This is a genomic window from Bradyrhizobium sp. HKCCYLR20261 (assembly GCF_051168435.1).
Classification (GTDB): domain Bacteria; phylum Pseudomonadota; class Alphaproteobacteria; order Rhizobiales; family Xanthobacteraceae; genus Bradyrhizobium.
On sequence record NZ_JBNPUZ010000015.1, the window covers coordinates 63,404 to 79,737 of the forward strand.

Sequence of the window (16,334 nt, forward strand, 5' to 3'; positions counted from 1 at the left end):
GGGGACAGGCGGCGCATGCGCGAGGTCAGGCGGCACGCCGATCGTGCGACATGGCGCCCGACCCGGCGGGAGTGGCCCGCCCTTGGCTCGCCGTGGAGCGATGGTATAAGGCGGCCCGATACCGGGGAGTAATCAATGAAGAAGCTGATCGTGACGATGACGGTCGCCTTGCTGACCGGCTGGGCCGTTCCCGCAGTGGCGCAGATGCCCAATATCAATCTGCTGGCCGACGCCCCCTCCAAGACCCCCGAGGAAAAGGAGGCCGAAGCGGCGCGCGACAAGGCCTACAGGGAGACGATGCGCAAGATTCCGGACGCCAAGTCCGCCGCGGATCCTTGGGGCAATGTCCGCACCGCGGAACCGCCGAAGGCGCCGCCGGTGAAGACCACGGCAGCCAAGAAGCCAAAGACCGGCGCCACCACCAACTAGGCCAGGAGCCTAGCACTTCGAATCGGGACCATCGGACTCGGATTCCGTGCCGCCTCGTCTATATTGACGGGGTGGCAACGCCGAGGAGTTCGTCGATGGGGTTGCGCCCGCGGGACCTTGCCAGCCGGATGGCAGCCCGGCGCCAAAGAGGCGACGGCTATGTGCGCGACACCTTCACGCTGCCGCGGGAAGAGGCGCGCGCCAAGGCGCGCGACTATCTGACCCGGTACCCGAAGGCGGGGTACATGAGCGCCGTCGAAAGCTGGCGCGAGCTTCCCGATGGGGCGATCGAGTTCACCATGCGGCGGCTGCCGAGCGCCGACTGAACCGCCAAGGCTCAGCGCGTCATTCCTTTTCGCCGAGCAGCTTGCGGGTATCGCGATTGATGAAGTGAAGCCGCGTACAGGCCTTGCAGACCACAGTCTCATACGCGCTCGTGGGATCGCCCGGCCTCGGCTCTTCCAGCCAATGCTGCACGTTCATCCCGGTCCGTGGACATTTGAAGATCAGATTACCCATACAGATTCAAGCTTCTGCCAGGACCGGGGCAGGCAATTTGATCTGAATCAAGACCACGCGGGAAATCACAGCCCGCCGCGAGGCGCGGCGCAATCCTCAATTGCGCTGCTCCGGAGGAGCTCTTCCAAGGTGTCACGCCCGGCGCAAAAGCCTCCCGCCGAACGACCTAATCGAGCGACTCGGCGACGATCCGGATCCGAAACACCGGCTGTCGCGTCTCATCGAGCAGTTCCATCTGCCACTCGGAGTTTTCGGCGAGCTTGCGCGAGATGCTGCTGGCCATATCGGCGCAGACCGTGGTCATCTCTTTCCAGGCTGCATTGCGATCGGCGCATTCTGTCCCATACTCGGACGCGCCGGAGAAGTGGCCATTGCGGATACGAAAGAAATAGAGCGGCATTGCCAAAACCGGTGAGCCCTGACCGCCCCAGGCCGCTGGGTTTGATGTACGCACCGCAAGTTCAAGCGCAAAACCCTCCTGGATCAATTCCGGTAGAATACGGTGGACGGCCGGCCGAGGCCCGGCCGCAACCCGGACGGGCAGCGAGGCTGTACAGTCGGGCCACCTGCCGCCAGCGGCAGCCGAAGGCGAGCAAAGAGCCTCGGACCGCCGCGGTCCGAGGCTCGGCGTCAACGTCGTAGCTTCCCGGCGAGGGCAGTTAGGCAATGACAGCTCATCTTAGCGCGCGACCTGGTTGCCCGCCTTGCGGCAAATCAAGGGTTGTATCGCCGCTCGCTCAGCGTCGTGTGCTCGTCGCATCGACATGCGCGCGCCGCAGTCGCTGCGGACAAGATGTTCTTGGGACACAGAGCATCACGTCAAAAGCCCCGGACATCGTCCGGGGCTTTCTTTCAGCGCTGATGGTTTCAGGGCCTGCGCCTACGGTGACGGCGCCTGCAAAGGAATGATGTTGCAGGCGGCAGGTCCGCAGCACATCGCCGATGGATGTGCTCCGACCATTATCGAAACGAACAAACAAATTCGGGGCTGGTGAAAATTTGCTCCGACGATCCGACAACCTGAACGCTATAACGCAACCCCAAGTTTATGACAATGGTGGTTGCTTGAATATCTCGGGAGCACCAAGGGATCAGTGAGGTCGATCACCTACATAAGACGAGCGCCGCATGCGGCATCTTCGGGAACGTGCGAGCGGCGGACGTCCTCGCCGTCTTGATGTCGCAGGCCCGCGGAGTTGCAGCGGCGACGATGGGAACTCATCGCACATAAGCGCTTCGGCCGCCGTGCACGCCGTCAATTGCATTCTGGACGTGCGTTTGCCTGCGAGATGAGCCGAACAAAAGCAGAAGAGGCGATGGAACTTCGTTCCCCTCAGGAGAACCACGGATGTGCGATCTGCGCACGCGTGTAGGAAGTTGATAGTTTCAGGGAAATGTTCTGACGAGCGTGATGGCGCCGACGATGGCTGCGTTGAAGTCATCGAGCTCCTCGCTCGGAATCCAATACTCGAGATGATCGCGTCCACCGGCCTGCTGCACCGGATAGCGATCGATGAACTCCCGCAGCACGTCGAAGCGTACAACATGGCCACTGCCGCTGGCGGGCACGTTCCAGTCACGCGCGATCTTCACCGCGTAGTCCTCGGTCAGTACCGGATAGAAGATGGGTTGCTCCGGCAGCCGCGGCGGAAACGCGCGCATGCCCGACGCCTCGATCAAGGCAAGTTCCTTGGGGCCGACAGGGCGCCACAGCGTGATGGTGTCGGGGGAGATGGTCATGCGGCTCGAAGCTGTCCGAGGGGCGAGCAGATGCCCCACGATAGGGCAGAATCTGGCAGGCGGCGCAAGTGTCTGGCGCCATCTCCAAACTCATCATCAAGGCGCGTGTTGTCGCAGTCCAGCTCCCGCGTGCCGGAACACGGTCTGGTTGTGGTCAGGGCCTCCTTGGCGCGTGCTCTGCCGGTTCGCGCGTGGCCAGGCTGGTGCCCGATCGGGAGCTCGCTGCGCATCAGCGCGTGCCAGATGGCTGCTTGGCGGCGCGTTTGCTGCGCATGGCTCGGCTCTTGAGCTGAGCCACTTTTTCCTGCGGCAATGTGGGCTGCCTCTGGCGGAAGCTGTGAAAGGCTGCAAACGCGCGAAAGAACATATTGCGAACAAAGAACAGATCGGGTACATTCATCTCAAGATTGCTGGCCGGCCTCGTTAACCGTTTGTCCATCCCGCGAATCCCCGCCATAAGGAGCGCCAATGTCCGCCACCGCCCTGCGTATCGTCGAAGGTTCTTCCATGGATAAGAGTAAGGCGCTCTCTGCTGCGCTGTCCCAGATCGAACGCCAGTTCGGCAAGGGCTCGGTGATGAAGCTGGGCAAGAACGACCGCTCGATGGATGTCGAGACGGTCTCGACCGGCTCCCTCGGGCTCGATATCGCGCTCGGCATCGGCGGCCTGCCGAAGGGACGCATCGTCGAGATCTACGGGCCGGAATCCTCGGGCAAGACGACGCTGGCGCTGCACACGGTGGCGGAAGCGCAGAAGAAGGGCGGCATCTGCGCCTTCATCGACGCCGAGCATGCGCTCGATCCGGTCTATGCGCGCAAGCTGGGCGTGAATATCGACGAGCTGCTGATCTCGCAGCCGGATACGGGCGAGCAGGCCCTGGAGATCTGCGACACCCTGGTGCGGTCGGGGGCGGTCGACGTGCTGGTCGTCGACTCCGTGGCGGCGCTGGTGCCGAAGGCCGAGCTCGAGGGCGAGATGGGCGAGTCGCTACCTGGCCTGCAGGCGCGCCTGATGAGTCAGGCGCTGCGCAAGCTGACGGCCTCGATCAACAAGTCCAACACGATGGTGATCTTCATCAACCAGATCCGCATGAAGATTGGTGTGATGTACGGCTCGCCCGAAACTACGACCGGCGGCAATGCGCTGAAATTCTATGCCTCGGTACGCCTCGACATCCGCCGCATCGGCGCGATCAAGGAGCGCGACGAGGTGATCGGAAACTCTACACGCGTCAAGGTCGTCAAGAATAAGTTGGCGCCGCCGTTCAAACAGGTCGAGTTCGACATCATGTATGGCGAGGGCGTGTCGAAGATGGGCGAGATCCTCGATCTCGGCGTCAAGGCCGGCATCGTCGAGAAATCCGGCGCCTGGTTCTCCTATGACAGCCAGCGGCTCGGGCAGGGGCGTGAGAACTCGAAGACCTTCCTCAAGGCCAACCCCGATATGACCGCGAAGATCGAGGCTGCGATCCGCCAGAACTCCGGTCTGATCGCCGAGCAGATCCTGGCCGGCAACGCCGAGCGCGATGCCGACGGCGACGGTGAGGAGCCGGCGGAGGAGTAGAGCGAGCATCGCGGGCGCCGCAGACGTCGGTTTGACGACGTTCCGGCGCCCGACGCTTCCCAATCTCGCGCTCTGGTGGATTGGCCTGGCTCCGGCGGAGGCAATCGACGTAGCGCGCATGCCTTGATGGATGTCCTTTCCTCCTGGGTTCAAGCAGGTGAAAGCGCGTGTGCCGGCCGCCGGACCGGGGTGGCCGATGGGGCACGAGGAGCCTGACGTCGACTTTTGGTTAGACCGATTGCAGGCGGCCAGACTGCGCCGTGCGCCGATCGCGCGATGACGGAGCCAAGCGGATGACGAGCCTCATTCTCACGGCCGATGACCCCGGCGCCGGTGCGCTGCGGAGAGGAGGCTTTGCCGATCTCGTGGTGCCGATTCTCCATCGTTTCGTGTGGGGGCCTTTGCCGTCCGATACGGAGCTGTCGAATTTTCTCGGCGCGCGCCCGCCGCGACAGAAGGCGGCGCATTGGTTGGATTTCGCCTCGCGTCGCGAACTGATGGCCGCCGGCGTGCGCGGCAAGGGTCTGCTCGAGATCGTCTATCGTTGCGATCGTGTCGAGCTCTGGATGGACACCCGACCGAACGACCAGTTGGTCCTGATCTGGTTGTTGGACTATCTCCGCCATCACGCGGAGATCGCGACCAAGATCGTGTTGCGGCATGTCGACACCCCCCTTCATGCGCCCGCCTGGCAAATCGCCGAGCAGACGATGGGCATCGCGGTGTCGCGTGAGCATCTCGAGCTTGGTCATCGCGCATGGCGGGCGTTTCGAGCTCCGACGCCGCAGGCTTGGTTCGACCTGTTGAAGCAGGATCTCAGCGCGCTGCCGCAGCTTCGGCGCTGCGTGCTGGAGTTGCTCGATGAGCTTCCTGGCGACACGAGCGGCCTCGGAGCCTCGGAATTGCGAATCCTCGAATTGCTGTCCGCGGGCTATGAGCACCCGCTCGATGTGCTTCCGCCCTTTCGGGAGCGCTTTCAACGCCGCGTCTTCGATTATTGGGAAGCGGGCGCGTTGCTCGACGGCCTGGCGCTGGCGCCGGTGCCCGTCATATCAGGCCTCGCCGAATGGCCATTCTCGATCGAGATGCACCACGGTCGTGAACGTCTCGACCGCTACAAGGCGAGCACGCTTTCGCTGACGCCGCTCGGCAAGGCCATCCTGGCCGGCGAGGACGATTTTACGGTCCACAATCCAATCCGGCGCTGGTGGGGCGGCACCGAATTGACCAACGCCAATCTCTGGCGCTGGCACGGCGTGCTGATCGCGCCGGACCCTGACACGCCTCACGTCATCGACTGTCGCGAACCGTGGCAGGTGGTCCATTGGCGCGATTGCGAGGCCGCTTACTCCGCTGCCTCCGCGTAGTCGCCGACGGGCGGGCAGGAGCACACCAGATTCCGGTCGCCATAGACGTTGTCGACGCGGCCGACCGGGCACCAGTATTTGTCGGTGCGCGAGGTGCCTTCCGGGAAGCAGCCTTCGCTGCGGCGATAGGCGCGGTTCCAATCGTCGTCGGCGATGTCGTGCACCGTGTGCGGCGCGTGGCGCAGCGGCGAGGCCTCGATCTTGAAATGGCCCTGTTCGACCGCGGCGATCTCCTTGCGGATCGCGATCATGGCGTCGCAGAACCGGTCCAGCTCGGCCTTGGATTCCGACTCGGTCGGCTCGATCATCAAGGTGCCGGCGACCGGGAAGCTCATCGTCGGCGCATGGAAGCCGTAGTCGATCAGCCGCTTGGCGATGTCGTCGACGGTGACGCCGCTGGTCTGCTTGAGCGGGCGCGGATCAATGATGCACTCATGCGCGACGCGGCCACGCTCGTTGCGGTAGAGCACCGGGAAGTGCGGATCGAGCCGGGCCGCGACGTAGTTGGCGTTGAGGATCGCGATCTCGGTGGCGCGCGTCAGGCCGTCGCCGCCCATCAGCAGCATGTAGATGTAGGAGATGGTCAGGATCGAGGCCGAGCCGTAGGGCGCCGCCGAGACCGGGCCGACCGGATGCGCGCTTGCGCCATCCGTGGTCGGATGAACCGGCAGGAACGGCGCCAGATGCGCCTTGACGCCGATCGGGCCCATGCCCGGGCCGCCGCCGCCATGCGGGATGCAGAACGTCTTGTGCAAATTGAAATGGCTGACATCGGCGCCGTAGTCGCCGGGACGGGCGAGGCCGACCTGGGCGTTGAGATTGGCGCCATCGAGATAGACCTGTCCGCCATGCGTATGGACGATGTCGCAGATGTCGCGGATGTGCTCCTCGAACACGCCGTGCGTCGAGGGATAGGTGATCATGATCGCCGCGAGCTTGGCGCTGTGCGCCTCCGCCTTGGCCTTGAGATCGGCGAGGTCGACATTGCCGCCGGTGTCGCAGCCGACCACGACCACTTCCATCCCGACCATGTGCGCCGACGCCGGATTGGTGCCGTGGGCGGAGGAGGGGATCAGGCAGATCGTGCGATGGCTGTCGCCGCGCGCGGCGTGGTAGCCGCGGATGGCCAGCAGTCCGGCATATTCGCCCTGCGCGCCGGAGTTCGGCTGCAGCGACACCGCGTCATAGCCGGAGATCCGGCACAGCCAGTCCTGGAGGTCGGCGAACATCGCGTGATAGCCGGCCGCCTGGGCGCGCGGCACGAACGGGTGCAGGCTGGCGAATTCCGGCCAGGTGAGCGGGATCATCTCCGTCGTCGCGTTCAGCTTCATCGTGCACGAGCCGAGCGGAATCATCGCGCGGTCGAGCGCGAGGTCGCGGTCGGCGAGCTTGCGCAGATAGCGCAGCATCTCGGTCTCCGAGCGGTGCGCGTGGAACACCGGATGAGTGAGGTAAGGCCGCTGCCGCTTCAACTCGGCCGGGACGGGGTCGCGCGCCCCAGCTTCGACGTCGGCGTAGGACAGCTCGCCGCCGAACGCGCGCCAGACGGCTTCGACGACCTCGGCCGTCGTGGTCTCGTCGAGCGCAATGCGTAGCTTGCCGCCGTCGCGGCCGAGATTGATCCGCTCGCCTTCCGCACGCGCGATGATCGAGGAGGCCTTTCCACCAGCCTCAACGGTGACGGTATCGAAGAAGGCGTCGCTGCTGGGCGCGAAGCCGAGCTTGCGCAGGCCGGCCGCGAGCACCGTCGTCCGGCGATGCACCATGCGCGCAATCGCCTTCAGCCCTTCGGGGCCGTGATAGACCGCGTACATCGCGGCGATCACCGCCAGCAGCACCTGCGCCGTGCAGATGTTCGAGGTCGCCTTCTCGCGCCGGATGTGCTGCTCACGGGTCTGCAGCGCCAGCCGATAGGCGGGGGCGCCACGCGAATCGACCGAGAGGCCGACGATGCGGCCCGGCAGCGAGCGCTTCAGCGCGTCGCGCACCGCCATGTAGGCGGCGTGCGGCCCGCCATAGCCCATCGGCACGCCGAACCGCTGCGCCGAACCGATCGCGATGTCGGCGCCGAGCTCGCCCGGCGAGGCGACGAGGGTCACCGCCAGCAGGTCGGCGGCGAGGATCGCCAGCGCGCCCTTGTCGTGCAGCTTGGCGATGGCGCCGCGCGGATCGCGCAAGGCGCCGGTCGTGTCGGGATATTGCAGCAGCCCGCCGAACACCTCGGCGCTGTCGAGATCCGTCGCGGGATCGCCGACGATCAGCTTCCAGCCCAGCGGCTCGGCGCGGGTGCGCAGCACGGCGAGCGTCTGCGGGTGAACGTTGTGATCGACGAAGAACGCCTTGGTCTTCGCGCGCGACGAACGTTCGGCGAGCGCCATCGCTTCCGCAGCCGCGGTGCCCTCGTCGAGCAGCGAGGCGTTGGCGACGTCGAGCCCGGTGAGGTCGCAGATCATGGTCTGGAAGTTGAACAGCGCCTCCAGCCGGCCCTGGCTGATCTCCGGCTGATAGGGCGTGTAGGCCGTGTACCAGGCCGGGTTCTCCAGGATGTTGCGCTGGATCACCGCCGGCATGACCGTGCCGGAATAGCCCTGGCCGATCAGCGAGGTGAAGACCTGGTTCTGCGCCGCCAGCGCGCGCATGTGGCCGATCGCCTCGACCTCGCTCAAGGCGGGCTCCAGCGTGAGCGGCGCGGTCTGTCGAATGGTGCCGGGCAGGGTCTGCGCCATCAGCTCGGCAACGCTCTTCGCGTCCACGGTCTCCAGCATCGCCGCGACATCGCGCGGGGAGGGACCGATATGGCGACGGGCGAAGTCGGTGGCGGCATCATCGAGCGGCTTGAGCGGCGTGGTCATAAGCAATCCTCTATGCCTCGTCATGCCCCGCGAAGGCGGAGCATCCAGTAATCGCTGCTGTCGAGATCAGGCGGAGGGGGCGCGGCGTACTGGATCGCCAGGTCGAGCCGGGCGATGACAGCGGTGGGTGTCGCCGCACCGCGGCTCTCACGCCGTGTGCGCCTTGTAGGCGGCCTCATCCATCAGGCCGCCGAGTTCGGCCTTGTCGGCGATCTTGAGCTTGAAGAACCAGGCCTTGCCGTCGGCATCGGTGTTGACCAGCGCCGGCTCGTCGACGATCGCCTGGTTGACCTCGACCACCTCGCCGGTGATCGGCGCGTAGACGTCGGAGGCGGCCTTGACCGATTCGACCACGGCGGCGGCTTCGGTCTTCTTCAGCGCGCGGCCGACCTGCGGCAGCTCGACGAACACGACGTCGCCGAGCTGGGCCTGCGCATAGTCGGTGATGCCGATGGTGGCGACATCGCCCTCGATGCTGAGCCATTCGTGGTCGGAGGTGTAGAGCGTGGTCATGGACGTCCTTCAGCGCTTGTAGGTGTTGGGGACAAAAGGCGTGGCGGCGACGCGCAGCGGCAGCCGCTGGCCGCGCACATCGGCGAATAATTGGGTGTCCAAAGCCGAGAGGGCGGTCGGCACGTAGCCCATCGCGACCGGCGCGTTCAGCGTCGGCCCGAAGCCGCCCGAGGTGACCTTGCCGACCGGTTCAGTCGAGTCGGCGGTCGCGAACAGCGTCGCGCCCTCGCGCACCGGCGCGCGGCCCTCGGGCCGCAGGCCGACCCGGCGACGCGCCGCGCCGCTGTCGAACTGCGCCAGGATCTTGTCGGCGCCCGGGAAGCCGCCGGCGCGGGCGCCGCCTGATCGGCGGACCTTCTGCACCGACCATTCCAGGGCCGCCTCGACCGGCGTCGTGCCGGTGTCGATGTCATGGCCATAGAGGCAGAGCCCGGCCTCAAGCCGCAGGCTGTCGCGGGCGCCGAGGCCGATCGGCAGCACGTCCTTGTCGGACAACAGCGCCTCGGCGAGCTGCTCGGCCTTGTCGGCCGGCACCGAAATCTCGTAGCCGTCCTCGCCGGTATAGCCCGAGCGCGAGACGAAGCAGGCGAGCCCGTCGACGCTGCGCGGCCCCGAATCCATGAACCGCATGGCGTCCGCGTCTGCACAGAATTTCGCCAGCACGCCTGCCGCCTTCGGCCCCTGCAGCGCCAGCAGCGCGCGGTCGGTCAGCGGCTGCACGTCGCAGACGTCAGACAGGCCGTCGCGCAGCAGCTGGATGTCGGCCTCCTTGCAGGCGGCGTTGACGACCAGCACCAGGTGCTCGCCGAAATTCGCCACCATCAGATCGTCGAGGATGCCGCCCTCGGCATTGGTGAACTGGGCATAACGCTGGCGGCCCGCGGGGATGCCGACGATATCCTGCGGCACCAGCCGCTCGAGCGCGGCCGCGGCGTCGGCCACCTTGCCGGATTTTGGCACCAGCGCGACCTGGCCCATGTGCGACACGTCGAACAGCCCGGCGGCAGCGCGGGTATGGAGGTGCTCCTTGAGCACGCCGGGCGCGTATTGCACGGGCATCTCGTAGCCCGCGAACGGCACCATCTTGCCGCCGAGGCTCACATGCAGCGCATAGAGCGGGGTTCGCTTGAGAGAGGAAGAAGAAGTTGCAGCAGCCGGTTCAGCCATCAGGGGTCCTCGCGCGGTTCCTCGGGACCAGTCCCGAAAAACGCCATCGAAGCCCCATCTGTCGCTGTGCCTGAGAGTATTATCCCGTCGGCGGACGCCTCCCGGGATCAGGCCCGGCCAGCGCCTCTTTCCAGATGCAGTTGAAGTCGCGAGGGTCCTTTTGCCTGAGAGTTTCCGGGGCGGTTGCTCCTTCGGCGCCGATCCCTTGAAGTTCAACCAGAACCTCAGAAGACCGATCTCTCCCGACGCGACTAACGTCAGTGCGGCGACAAAACACCAGCTCAACCGAGCTGTCAACGCGTCACCATGGCTTTCAACCAGCTTTAGGAGCCGTGCAGCAACCCCATGATGTTTCTGCACAGTTTCTGGACACGTGAGGGACGCTTGTCTAAAAGCAATGCCGCCGAATTCCCGGACTTCTTCGATTGGATTGCTATGAGCGGCGTCAACGAGATCAGGTCGACTTTCCTCAATTTCTTCGCTGCGAACGGCCACGAGATCGTGCCGTCCTCGCCGCTCGTGCCGCGCAACGACCCGACATTGATGTTCACGAACGCCGGCATGGTGCAGTTCAAGAACGTCTTCACCGGCGTCGAGAAGCGGCCCTACCACCGCGCCACCACGTCGCAGAAATGCGTGCGCGCCGGCGGCAAGCACAACGATCTCGACAATGTCGGCTACACCGCCCGACACCACACCTTCTTCGAGATGCTCGGCAACTTCTCGTTCGGCGACTACTTCAAGGAGAACGCGATCGAGCTCGCCTGGAAGCTCGTCACCAAGGAGTTCGGCCTCCCGAAGGACAAGCTGACCGCGACCGTCTATATCGACGACGACGAGGCGTTCGGGCTGTGGAAGAAGATCGCAGGGCTCCCTGAGTCGCGCATCATCCGAATCGCCGGCTCGGACAATTTCTGGCAGATGGGCGACACCGGCCCGTGCGGGCCGTGTTCGGAGATCTTCTACGACCACGGCGACAAGATCTGGGGCGGCCCTCCGGGATCGCCGGAGGCGGATGGCGACCGCTTCATCGAGATCTGGAACCTCGTGTTCATGCAGTACGAGCAGCTCGAGGGCGGGGTCCGCAATCCCCTGCCGAAGCCCTCGATCGACACCGGCGCCGGCCTGGAGCGCGTCGCCGCGGTGCTGCAGGGCAAGCACGACAATTACGACATCGACCTGTTCGTCGCGCTGATCCGGGCCATCGCCGACCTCACCAATGCCGACCCGCAGGGTCCGCAGAAGGCGAGCCTGCGCGTCATCGCCGACCATCTGCGCGCCTCGTCGTTCCTGATCTCCGACGGCGTGCTGCCGTCCAACGAAGGCCGCGGCTACGTGCTGCGCCGGATCATGCGCCGCGCGATGCGCCACGCCCAGCTGCTCGGCGCGCGCGAGCCGCTGATGCACAAGCTGGTCGGCGCGCTGACGCGCGAGATGGGCCAGGCCTATCCGGAGCTGATCCGCGCTGAGGGGCTGATCAAGGAGACCTTGCGGCTCGAAGAGACCCGCTTCCGCAAGACCCTGGAGCGCGGCCTTGCCATCCTCGACGAGAAGTCGGCCTCGCTCTCCAAGGGCGACATGTTCGACGGCGACGTCGCCTTCACGCTGTACGACACCTATGGCTTCCCGCTCGACCTCACCCAGGATGCGCTGAAGTCGCGCGGCATCAGCGTCGACCAGGCCTCCTTCACCGACGCCATGGAGCGGCAGAAGGCGAAGGCGCGGGCGGCCTGGGCCGGCTCCGGCGAGGCGGCCACCGAGACCGTCTGGTTCCCGCTGCGTGAGAAGCTCGGCGCCACCGAGTTCCTCGGCTACGAGACCGAGACCGCTGAGGGCGCCGTGACCGCGCTGGTCAAGGACGGCGCCGAGGTCGACAGCCTCAAGGCCGGCGAGAGCGGCGCGATCGTGCTGAACCAGACGCCGTTCTACGGCGAGTCCGGCGGTCAGGTCGGCGATACCGGCGTGCTGACCGGCGAGGGCGTCCGCGTCCGCATCACCGACACCCAGAAGAAGGCCGGCGATCTGTTCGCGCATATCGGCACCGTGGAGCAGGGCACGCTCAAGCTCGGCACCGCGCTGCAGCTCGACGTCGATCATTCGCGCCGCTCCGCGATCCGCGCCAACCATTCGGCCACCCACATCCTGCACGAGGCGCTGCGCCAGGTGCTCGGCGACCACATCGCCCAGCGCGGCTCGCTGGTCTCGCCCGACCGCCTGCGCTTCGACTTCGTGCATCCGAAGCCGATCACGGCGGAGGAGCTCGCCCGCGTCGAGGACATCGCCAATGACGTCGTGCTGGAGAATGCCGAGGTCACGACCCGGCTGATGGGGCTCGACGACGCCCGCGAGGCTGGCGCCCGCGCGCTGTTCGGCGAGAAATATGGCGACGAGGTCCGCGTCGTCTCGATGGGCAATGCCGCGCGCGAGCTGGGCTCGAACGCGATGGGCTGGTCGGTCGAGCTGTGCGGCGGCACGCATGTCAAGCGCACCGGCGACATCGGCCTGATCGCGGTCACCTCCGAGAGCGCGGTGGCCTCCGGCGTCCGCCGCATCGAGGCGCTGACCGCGCGCGGCGCCCGCGCCCATGCCAACCACAATCTCGCGCTCGCCAAGGCCGCCGCGGCCGAGCTGCGCACCACGGTGGACGAGGTGCCGGCGCGCATCACCGCGCTGATGGAGGAGCGCAAGAAGCTCGAGCGCGAGCTGTCGGACGCGCGCAAGAAGCTCGCGATGGGCGGCGGTGCGGCGGCGGGCGGAGCCGCCTCCGGCATCCGCGAGGTCGCCGGCATCAAGCTGATGGCCCGCGCGGTCGATGGCGTCGAGGTGAAGGATCTCAAGTCGCTGGTTGACGAGGCCAAGAAGCAGCTCGGCTCCGGTGTGGTCGCCATCGTCGGCCGCAGCGAGGACGGCAAGGCCGGCGTCGTCGTCGGCGTGACCGCCGATCTCACGGCGCGCTTCAACGCGGTCGAGCTGGTGCGCGCGGCGTCCGAGGCGCTGGGCGGCAAGGGCGGCGGCGGCCGTCCCGACATGGCCCAAGCCGGCGGTCCCGATGGATCCAAGGCGGAGGCTGCGCTGGCCGCGATCGAGAGCGCGATCAGCAAGGCCGGCTGATCGTGCCGCAGCCGGGGCCGGGCGACAGCGTTCGCGATCCCGATCGCATGCCCGATCCCGATTTGCGGGACCGGCTCTACGAGCTGCTCGAGCACGACCATCTGCCGCTCTCGGTCGGCTCGCGCTTCGTGCGCGCCGTCGTCATCGTGATCTTCGCCGACGTGCTGGCAACGGTGCTGGCCTCGGTGCCGCATCTCGACGAGCGGTTCGGCCCGACCTTCACCGCGGTGAAGGTCATGGCCGTGCTGGTGTTCGGCTTCGAATATGTAGCCCGGCTCTGGAGCGTCGCCGGCCACACGCCGCAACATGTCTCGCCACTGCGTGACCGCCTGCAATATGCGTTCTCCGCGCTCGGCATCATCGATCTCATGGCCTTCCTGCCGGCCGCTGTCGTGCTCGCGTTCGGCGACCACGCCACGCTCGCCGTGCTCGTGGTGCTGCCGTTCCTCAAGCTGGTGCGCTATTCGCCGGCGATGCGTTCGCTGCTGGCGGCGATCCAGGCCGAGCGCCGCACCTTGGTCGGCTGCCTCGCGATCCTCGCCGGCGCGGTGCTGCTGTTCGCTTCGCTGCTCTATGCGGTCGAGCGCGACGTGCAGCCCGACAAGTTCGGCACCATTCCCGACGCGATGTGGTGGGCGATCGTGACGCTCGGCACCGTCGGCTATGGCGATGTCGTGCCGGTGACCTCGCTCGGCAAGGCGATCTCAGTGTTCACCATTATTGGCGGCCTCGCGATGATCGCGTTGCCGGTCGCCATCATCTCCAACGCCTTTGCCGACGAGGTGAAGCGGCGCGACTTTGTGGTGACTTGGGGCATGCTGGCGCGGGTGCCGCTGTTCTCGCATCTCTCGGCGTCCGAGATCGCCGACATCATGCGGCTCTTGCGGGCGCGGACCATCGAGGCCGAGGAGATTCTCGTCCGTCGCGGCGACGTCGCCTCGTCGATGTATTTCATCACCGCAGGCGAGGTCGAGATTGAACTGCCGACGCAATGCGTGCGGCTCGCCGACGGCACCTTCTTCGGCGAGATCGCGCTGCTGCACCGGACCAAGCGCTCCGGCACCGTCAGGGCCACCCGCAAGACGCGGCTGCTGGTGCTCGACGCGCAGGACTTTCACGCCCTGATCGCCCGCATGCCGGCGCTCGCCGCCCACGTCACCACCACCGCGAAGGCCCGCATGGCCGACACCGGCGACCTCGCCATCGCCGAACTGTCGCAAGCCGAGCACGACGACCAGCCGGGCGGGTAGGGCGCGGCGCGTCGATTGGAGACGGCTGGGGCAAAGGCGCGCTCGCTATATTGCACGCCACGTCCTGGGCTCCCAGCGCGCGCCGTGCCCACCATTGCCACCTCTCGCGCAACAACCACCGCTGTCGTCCCGGCGCACGCCGGGATCCATACCCCCAGGGAGCGGTTTGAGGCAGGCTGGCCGTTGGCTTTTTGCCCATCACAACGACCGCGGCGTATGGGTCCCGGATCGGCGCCAAGCCGCGCTGGCGCGCGTCGTGGCTTGTCCGGGACGACGGCGGAGTTTGTAGTCCGTAGGGTGGGCAAAGCGGGCGCCCGCAGGGCGGTTGCGTGCCCACCGTGTATCCGCCTGCGCGGCAGCCACGGTGGGCACGGCGCGCGACAGCGTTGGGCTCGTGGCTCAAGCGGAGGCGCGCCTTTGCCCACCCTACGGCAGCATCGCTGTGGTCGATTTCACATTCTCAAACAGCACGGACATGCGGCTGCAGTCTCGCGGCACATCCTGCCCGAGGTCTGCTGTTAGTTCGTCCCTCACGAACAACGATGAGGGCGCAGGGAATGCCGGGTGATGGCCTCACCCATGGCCCGCCTGCGAACAAAAATGCAGGCGGCAGGTACCACAGGTGCAGCCGGATCGACCCGGCATTCCCTGCGCGGCGGTTTTAACGCTTATACGCGATCTCCTCGGTGCACCGGGCTTGTTGGCCACCGTGTCGCGACAACACGCTTTCGCGCATTGCGCGAGGGACACCAGCATCGGGGTGTCAGGACCACGCGACTTCACGTCCGCGAGCACATCATTCGTCCGCACCATCCGGCGCGCTGATGCCCTCACGTCCACCGCATTGCCGATCCAACGTGTCGTGACGACGCGTACGCCCCTCATCCGGACCGGAACGCGGACATAATAGGCATGGTTTGCTGATTTTCGGAAGTTTTTTATTTTGGAGGGGGCCTCTTGAAACAGACGATCTCATTGAGATCGACGATGAAATCGGGTGTTCGGCGCAGCCGATTTCGACACGGCGCAGCAGTGATTCAGACCCGTCGGAAGGCGCAACGGTGCTCGTCGGGCAAATCAGGACAGCCAGAGTAGGGCGCCTTGCTCCGCGCTGCGACTGGCGCGACTGCGGCAGGGCCGACCTCGCAAAGTCCGCCGATGGATGCTATATCTCTCGCCACAAATGCTACCGTGTTCCCTCTCGCTGGAACGACCGATGTCTGAAACAAAGATCCGCGCATTTCCTTCGGCGATGCCGCCGCGCCCGGCGGAGTTGGCAGAGTGGAATGCCCTGACACGCGAAGAGCAAATTGAGCGCTTCGCGGAATTCTTCGCTCATCCCGATTGCGAGACGTTTACCGACGAGACGGCCGAGGACATCATCGCCGCTGCCCGGCAGCGCGCCGCTGTGCGCCGTGGGTAGCTATCGCCTCACGATACGCACGCGAGATCAGCTCGCGCAGATTTACGACTACACAGAGGCGGAGTTCGGGGCCTATCAGGCGGAAGCGTATGCGTCCGGACTGATCCGAACCTTCGAATTGCTCGCGGATTTTCCCGCCATCGGCCAGTCGGCCGAGGATTTCCGGCGTGGTTTGCGGCGGTTTCGTTTCCAAGCGCACTTCATCTACTACACCGTGTCGAACGACGTGGTCGAGATTCGAGGCGTGCTGCATCACGCGCGCCAGATCAGATCCAGTCTGTTCGAGTAATGCGGTTGGGAGCAGCGGGCTCCTGCTCGTGATGGGCCGTCCGCGTTGACACCGCAGTGGCCACACGTTCGAGATATGGCGCCACTATTTACGGCTAATCTGCTGCCAGAG

At 65.9% G+C, this 16,334-nt stretch carries 14 protein-coding genes and 1 riboswitch; of the genes, 8 read left to right on the top strand and 6 right to left on the bottom strand.

Annotated features, from left to right (window positions below):
• The first annotated feature begins 135 nt into the window (after positions 1-135).
• Positions 136-429, top strand: a complete 294-nt coding sequence (locus ACQR1L_RS27115) for a hypothetical protein (RefSeq protein ID WP_434860976.1) — start codon at positions 136-138, stop codon at positions 427-429.
• 95 nt (positions 430-524) lie between these two features.
• Positions 525-755, top strand: coding sequence for a hypothetical protein (locus tag ACQR1L_RS27120; protein WP_434860977.1), 231 nt, complete (start codon positions 525-527; stop codon positions 753-755).
• A gap of 359 nt (positions 756-1,114) precedes the next feature.
• Here ACQR1L_RS27120 and ACQR1L_RS27125 read toward each other — a convergent pair whose 3' ends face one another.
• The 3 genes from ACQR1L_RS27125 to ACQR1L_RS27135 form a co-directional block, all read right to left on the bottom strand.
• Entirely contained in the window at positions 1,115-1,348 is a 234-nt protein-coding gene (locus tag ACQR1L_RS27125) for a DUF6894 family protein (protein WP_434861068.1), read from the bottom strand.
• Positions 1,349-2,334: 986 nt separating this feature from the next.
• Positions 2,335-2,688 (bottom strand): ADP-ribosylation/crystallin J1, encoded by a 354-nt coding sequence (locus ACQR1L_RS27130; RefSeq protein WP_434860978.1) that lies wholly within the window; start codon positions 2,686-2,688, stop codon positions 2,335-2,337.
• Positions 2,689-2,917: 229 nt separating this feature from the next.
• A complete protein-coding gene (locus ACQR1L_RS27135) occupies positions 2,918-3,127 on the bottom strand; it encodes a hypothetical protein (protein WP_434860979.1) in 210 nt (69 codons plus the stop codon).
• 29 nt (positions 3,128-3,156) lie between these two features.
• On the opposite strand from ACQR1L_RS27135, the gene recA reads away from it, so the two are divergent.
• Both recA and ACQR1L_RS27145 read left to right on the top strand, forming a co-directional pair.
• Positions 3,157-4,251: a recombinase RecA gene (gene recA / locus ACQR1L_RS27140; protein ID WP_315720995.1), complete on the top strand. Its 1,095-nt coding sequence runs from the start codon at positions 3,157-3,159 to the stop codon at positions 4,249-4,251.
• 293 nt (positions 4,252-4,544) lie between these two features.
• Complete coding sequence (locus ACQR1L_RS27145) at positions 4,545-5,618, top strand: DUF1835 domain-containing protein (protein ID WP_434860980.1); 1,074 nt, start codon at positions 4,545-4,547, stop codon at positions 5,616-5,618.
• On the opposite strand, the gene gcvP is transcribed toward ACQR1L_RS27145, so the two are convergent.
• From gcvP to gcvT, 3 genes are all read right to left on the bottom strand, one after another.
• Positions 5,597-8,470 (bottom strand): aminomethyl-transferring glycine dehydrogenase, encoded by a 2,874-nt coding sequence (gene gcvP, locus ACQR1L_RS27150; RefSeq protein ID WP_434860981.1) that lies wholly within the window; start codon positions 8,468-8,470, stop codon positions 5,597-5,599. The genes ACQR1L_RS27145 and gcvP overlap by 22 nt on opposite strands.
• Positions 8,471-8,617: 147 nt before the next feature.
• Complete coding sequence (gene gcvH / locus ACQR1L_RS27155) at positions 8,618-8,983, bottom strand: glycine cleavage system protein GcvH (RefSeq protein WP_172134542.1); 366 nt, start codon at positions 8,981-8,983, stop codon at positions 8,618-8,620.
• A gap of 9 nt (positions 8,984-8,992) precedes the next feature.
• Positions 8,993-10,150: a glycine cleavage system aminomethyltransferase GcvT gene (gene gcvT / locus ACQR1L_RS27160; RefSeq protein WP_434860982.1), complete on the bottom strand. Its 1,158-nt coding sequence runs from the start codon at positions 10,148-10,150 to the stop codon at positions 8,993-8,995.
• A 142-nt stretch (positions 10,151-10,292) separates the two neighbouring features.
• Positions 10,293-10,405, bottom strand: a riboswitch (glycine riboswitch).
• 180 nt (positions 10,406-10,585) lie between these two features.
• On the opposite strand from gcvT, the gene alaS reads away from it, so the two are divergent.
• From alaS to ACQR1L_RS27180, 4 genes are all read left to right on the top strand, one after another.
• A complete protein-coding gene (gene alaS / locus ACQR1L_RS27165; RefSeq protein ID WP_434861069.1) occupies positions 10,586-13,261 on the top strand; it encodes an alanine--tRNA ligase in 2,676 nt (891 codons plus the stop codon).
• A gap of 47 nt (positions 13,262-13,308) precedes the next feature.
• Positions 13,309-14,511: a cyclic nucleotide-gated ion channel gene (locus ACQR1L_RS27170; RefSeq protein WP_434860983.1), complete on the top strand. Its 1,203-nt coding sequence runs from the start codon at positions 13,309-13,311 to the stop codon at positions 14,509-14,511.
• 1,216 nt (positions 14,512-15,727) lie between these two features.
• Entirely contained in the window at positions 15,728-15,934 is a 207-nt protein-coding gene (locus tag ACQR1L_RS27175) for a hypothetical protein (RefSeq protein WP_434860984.1), read from the top strand.
• Entirely contained in the window at positions 15,927-16,223 is a 297-nt protein-coding gene (locus tag ACQR1L_RS27180; protein ID WP_434860985.1) for a type II toxin-antitoxin system RelE/ParE family toxin, read from the top strand. The genes ACQR1L_RS27175 and ACQR1L_RS27180 overlap by 8 nt, the downstream gene beginning before the upstream one ends.
• The last annotated feature ends 111 nt before the right edge of the window (positions 16,224-16,334 follow it).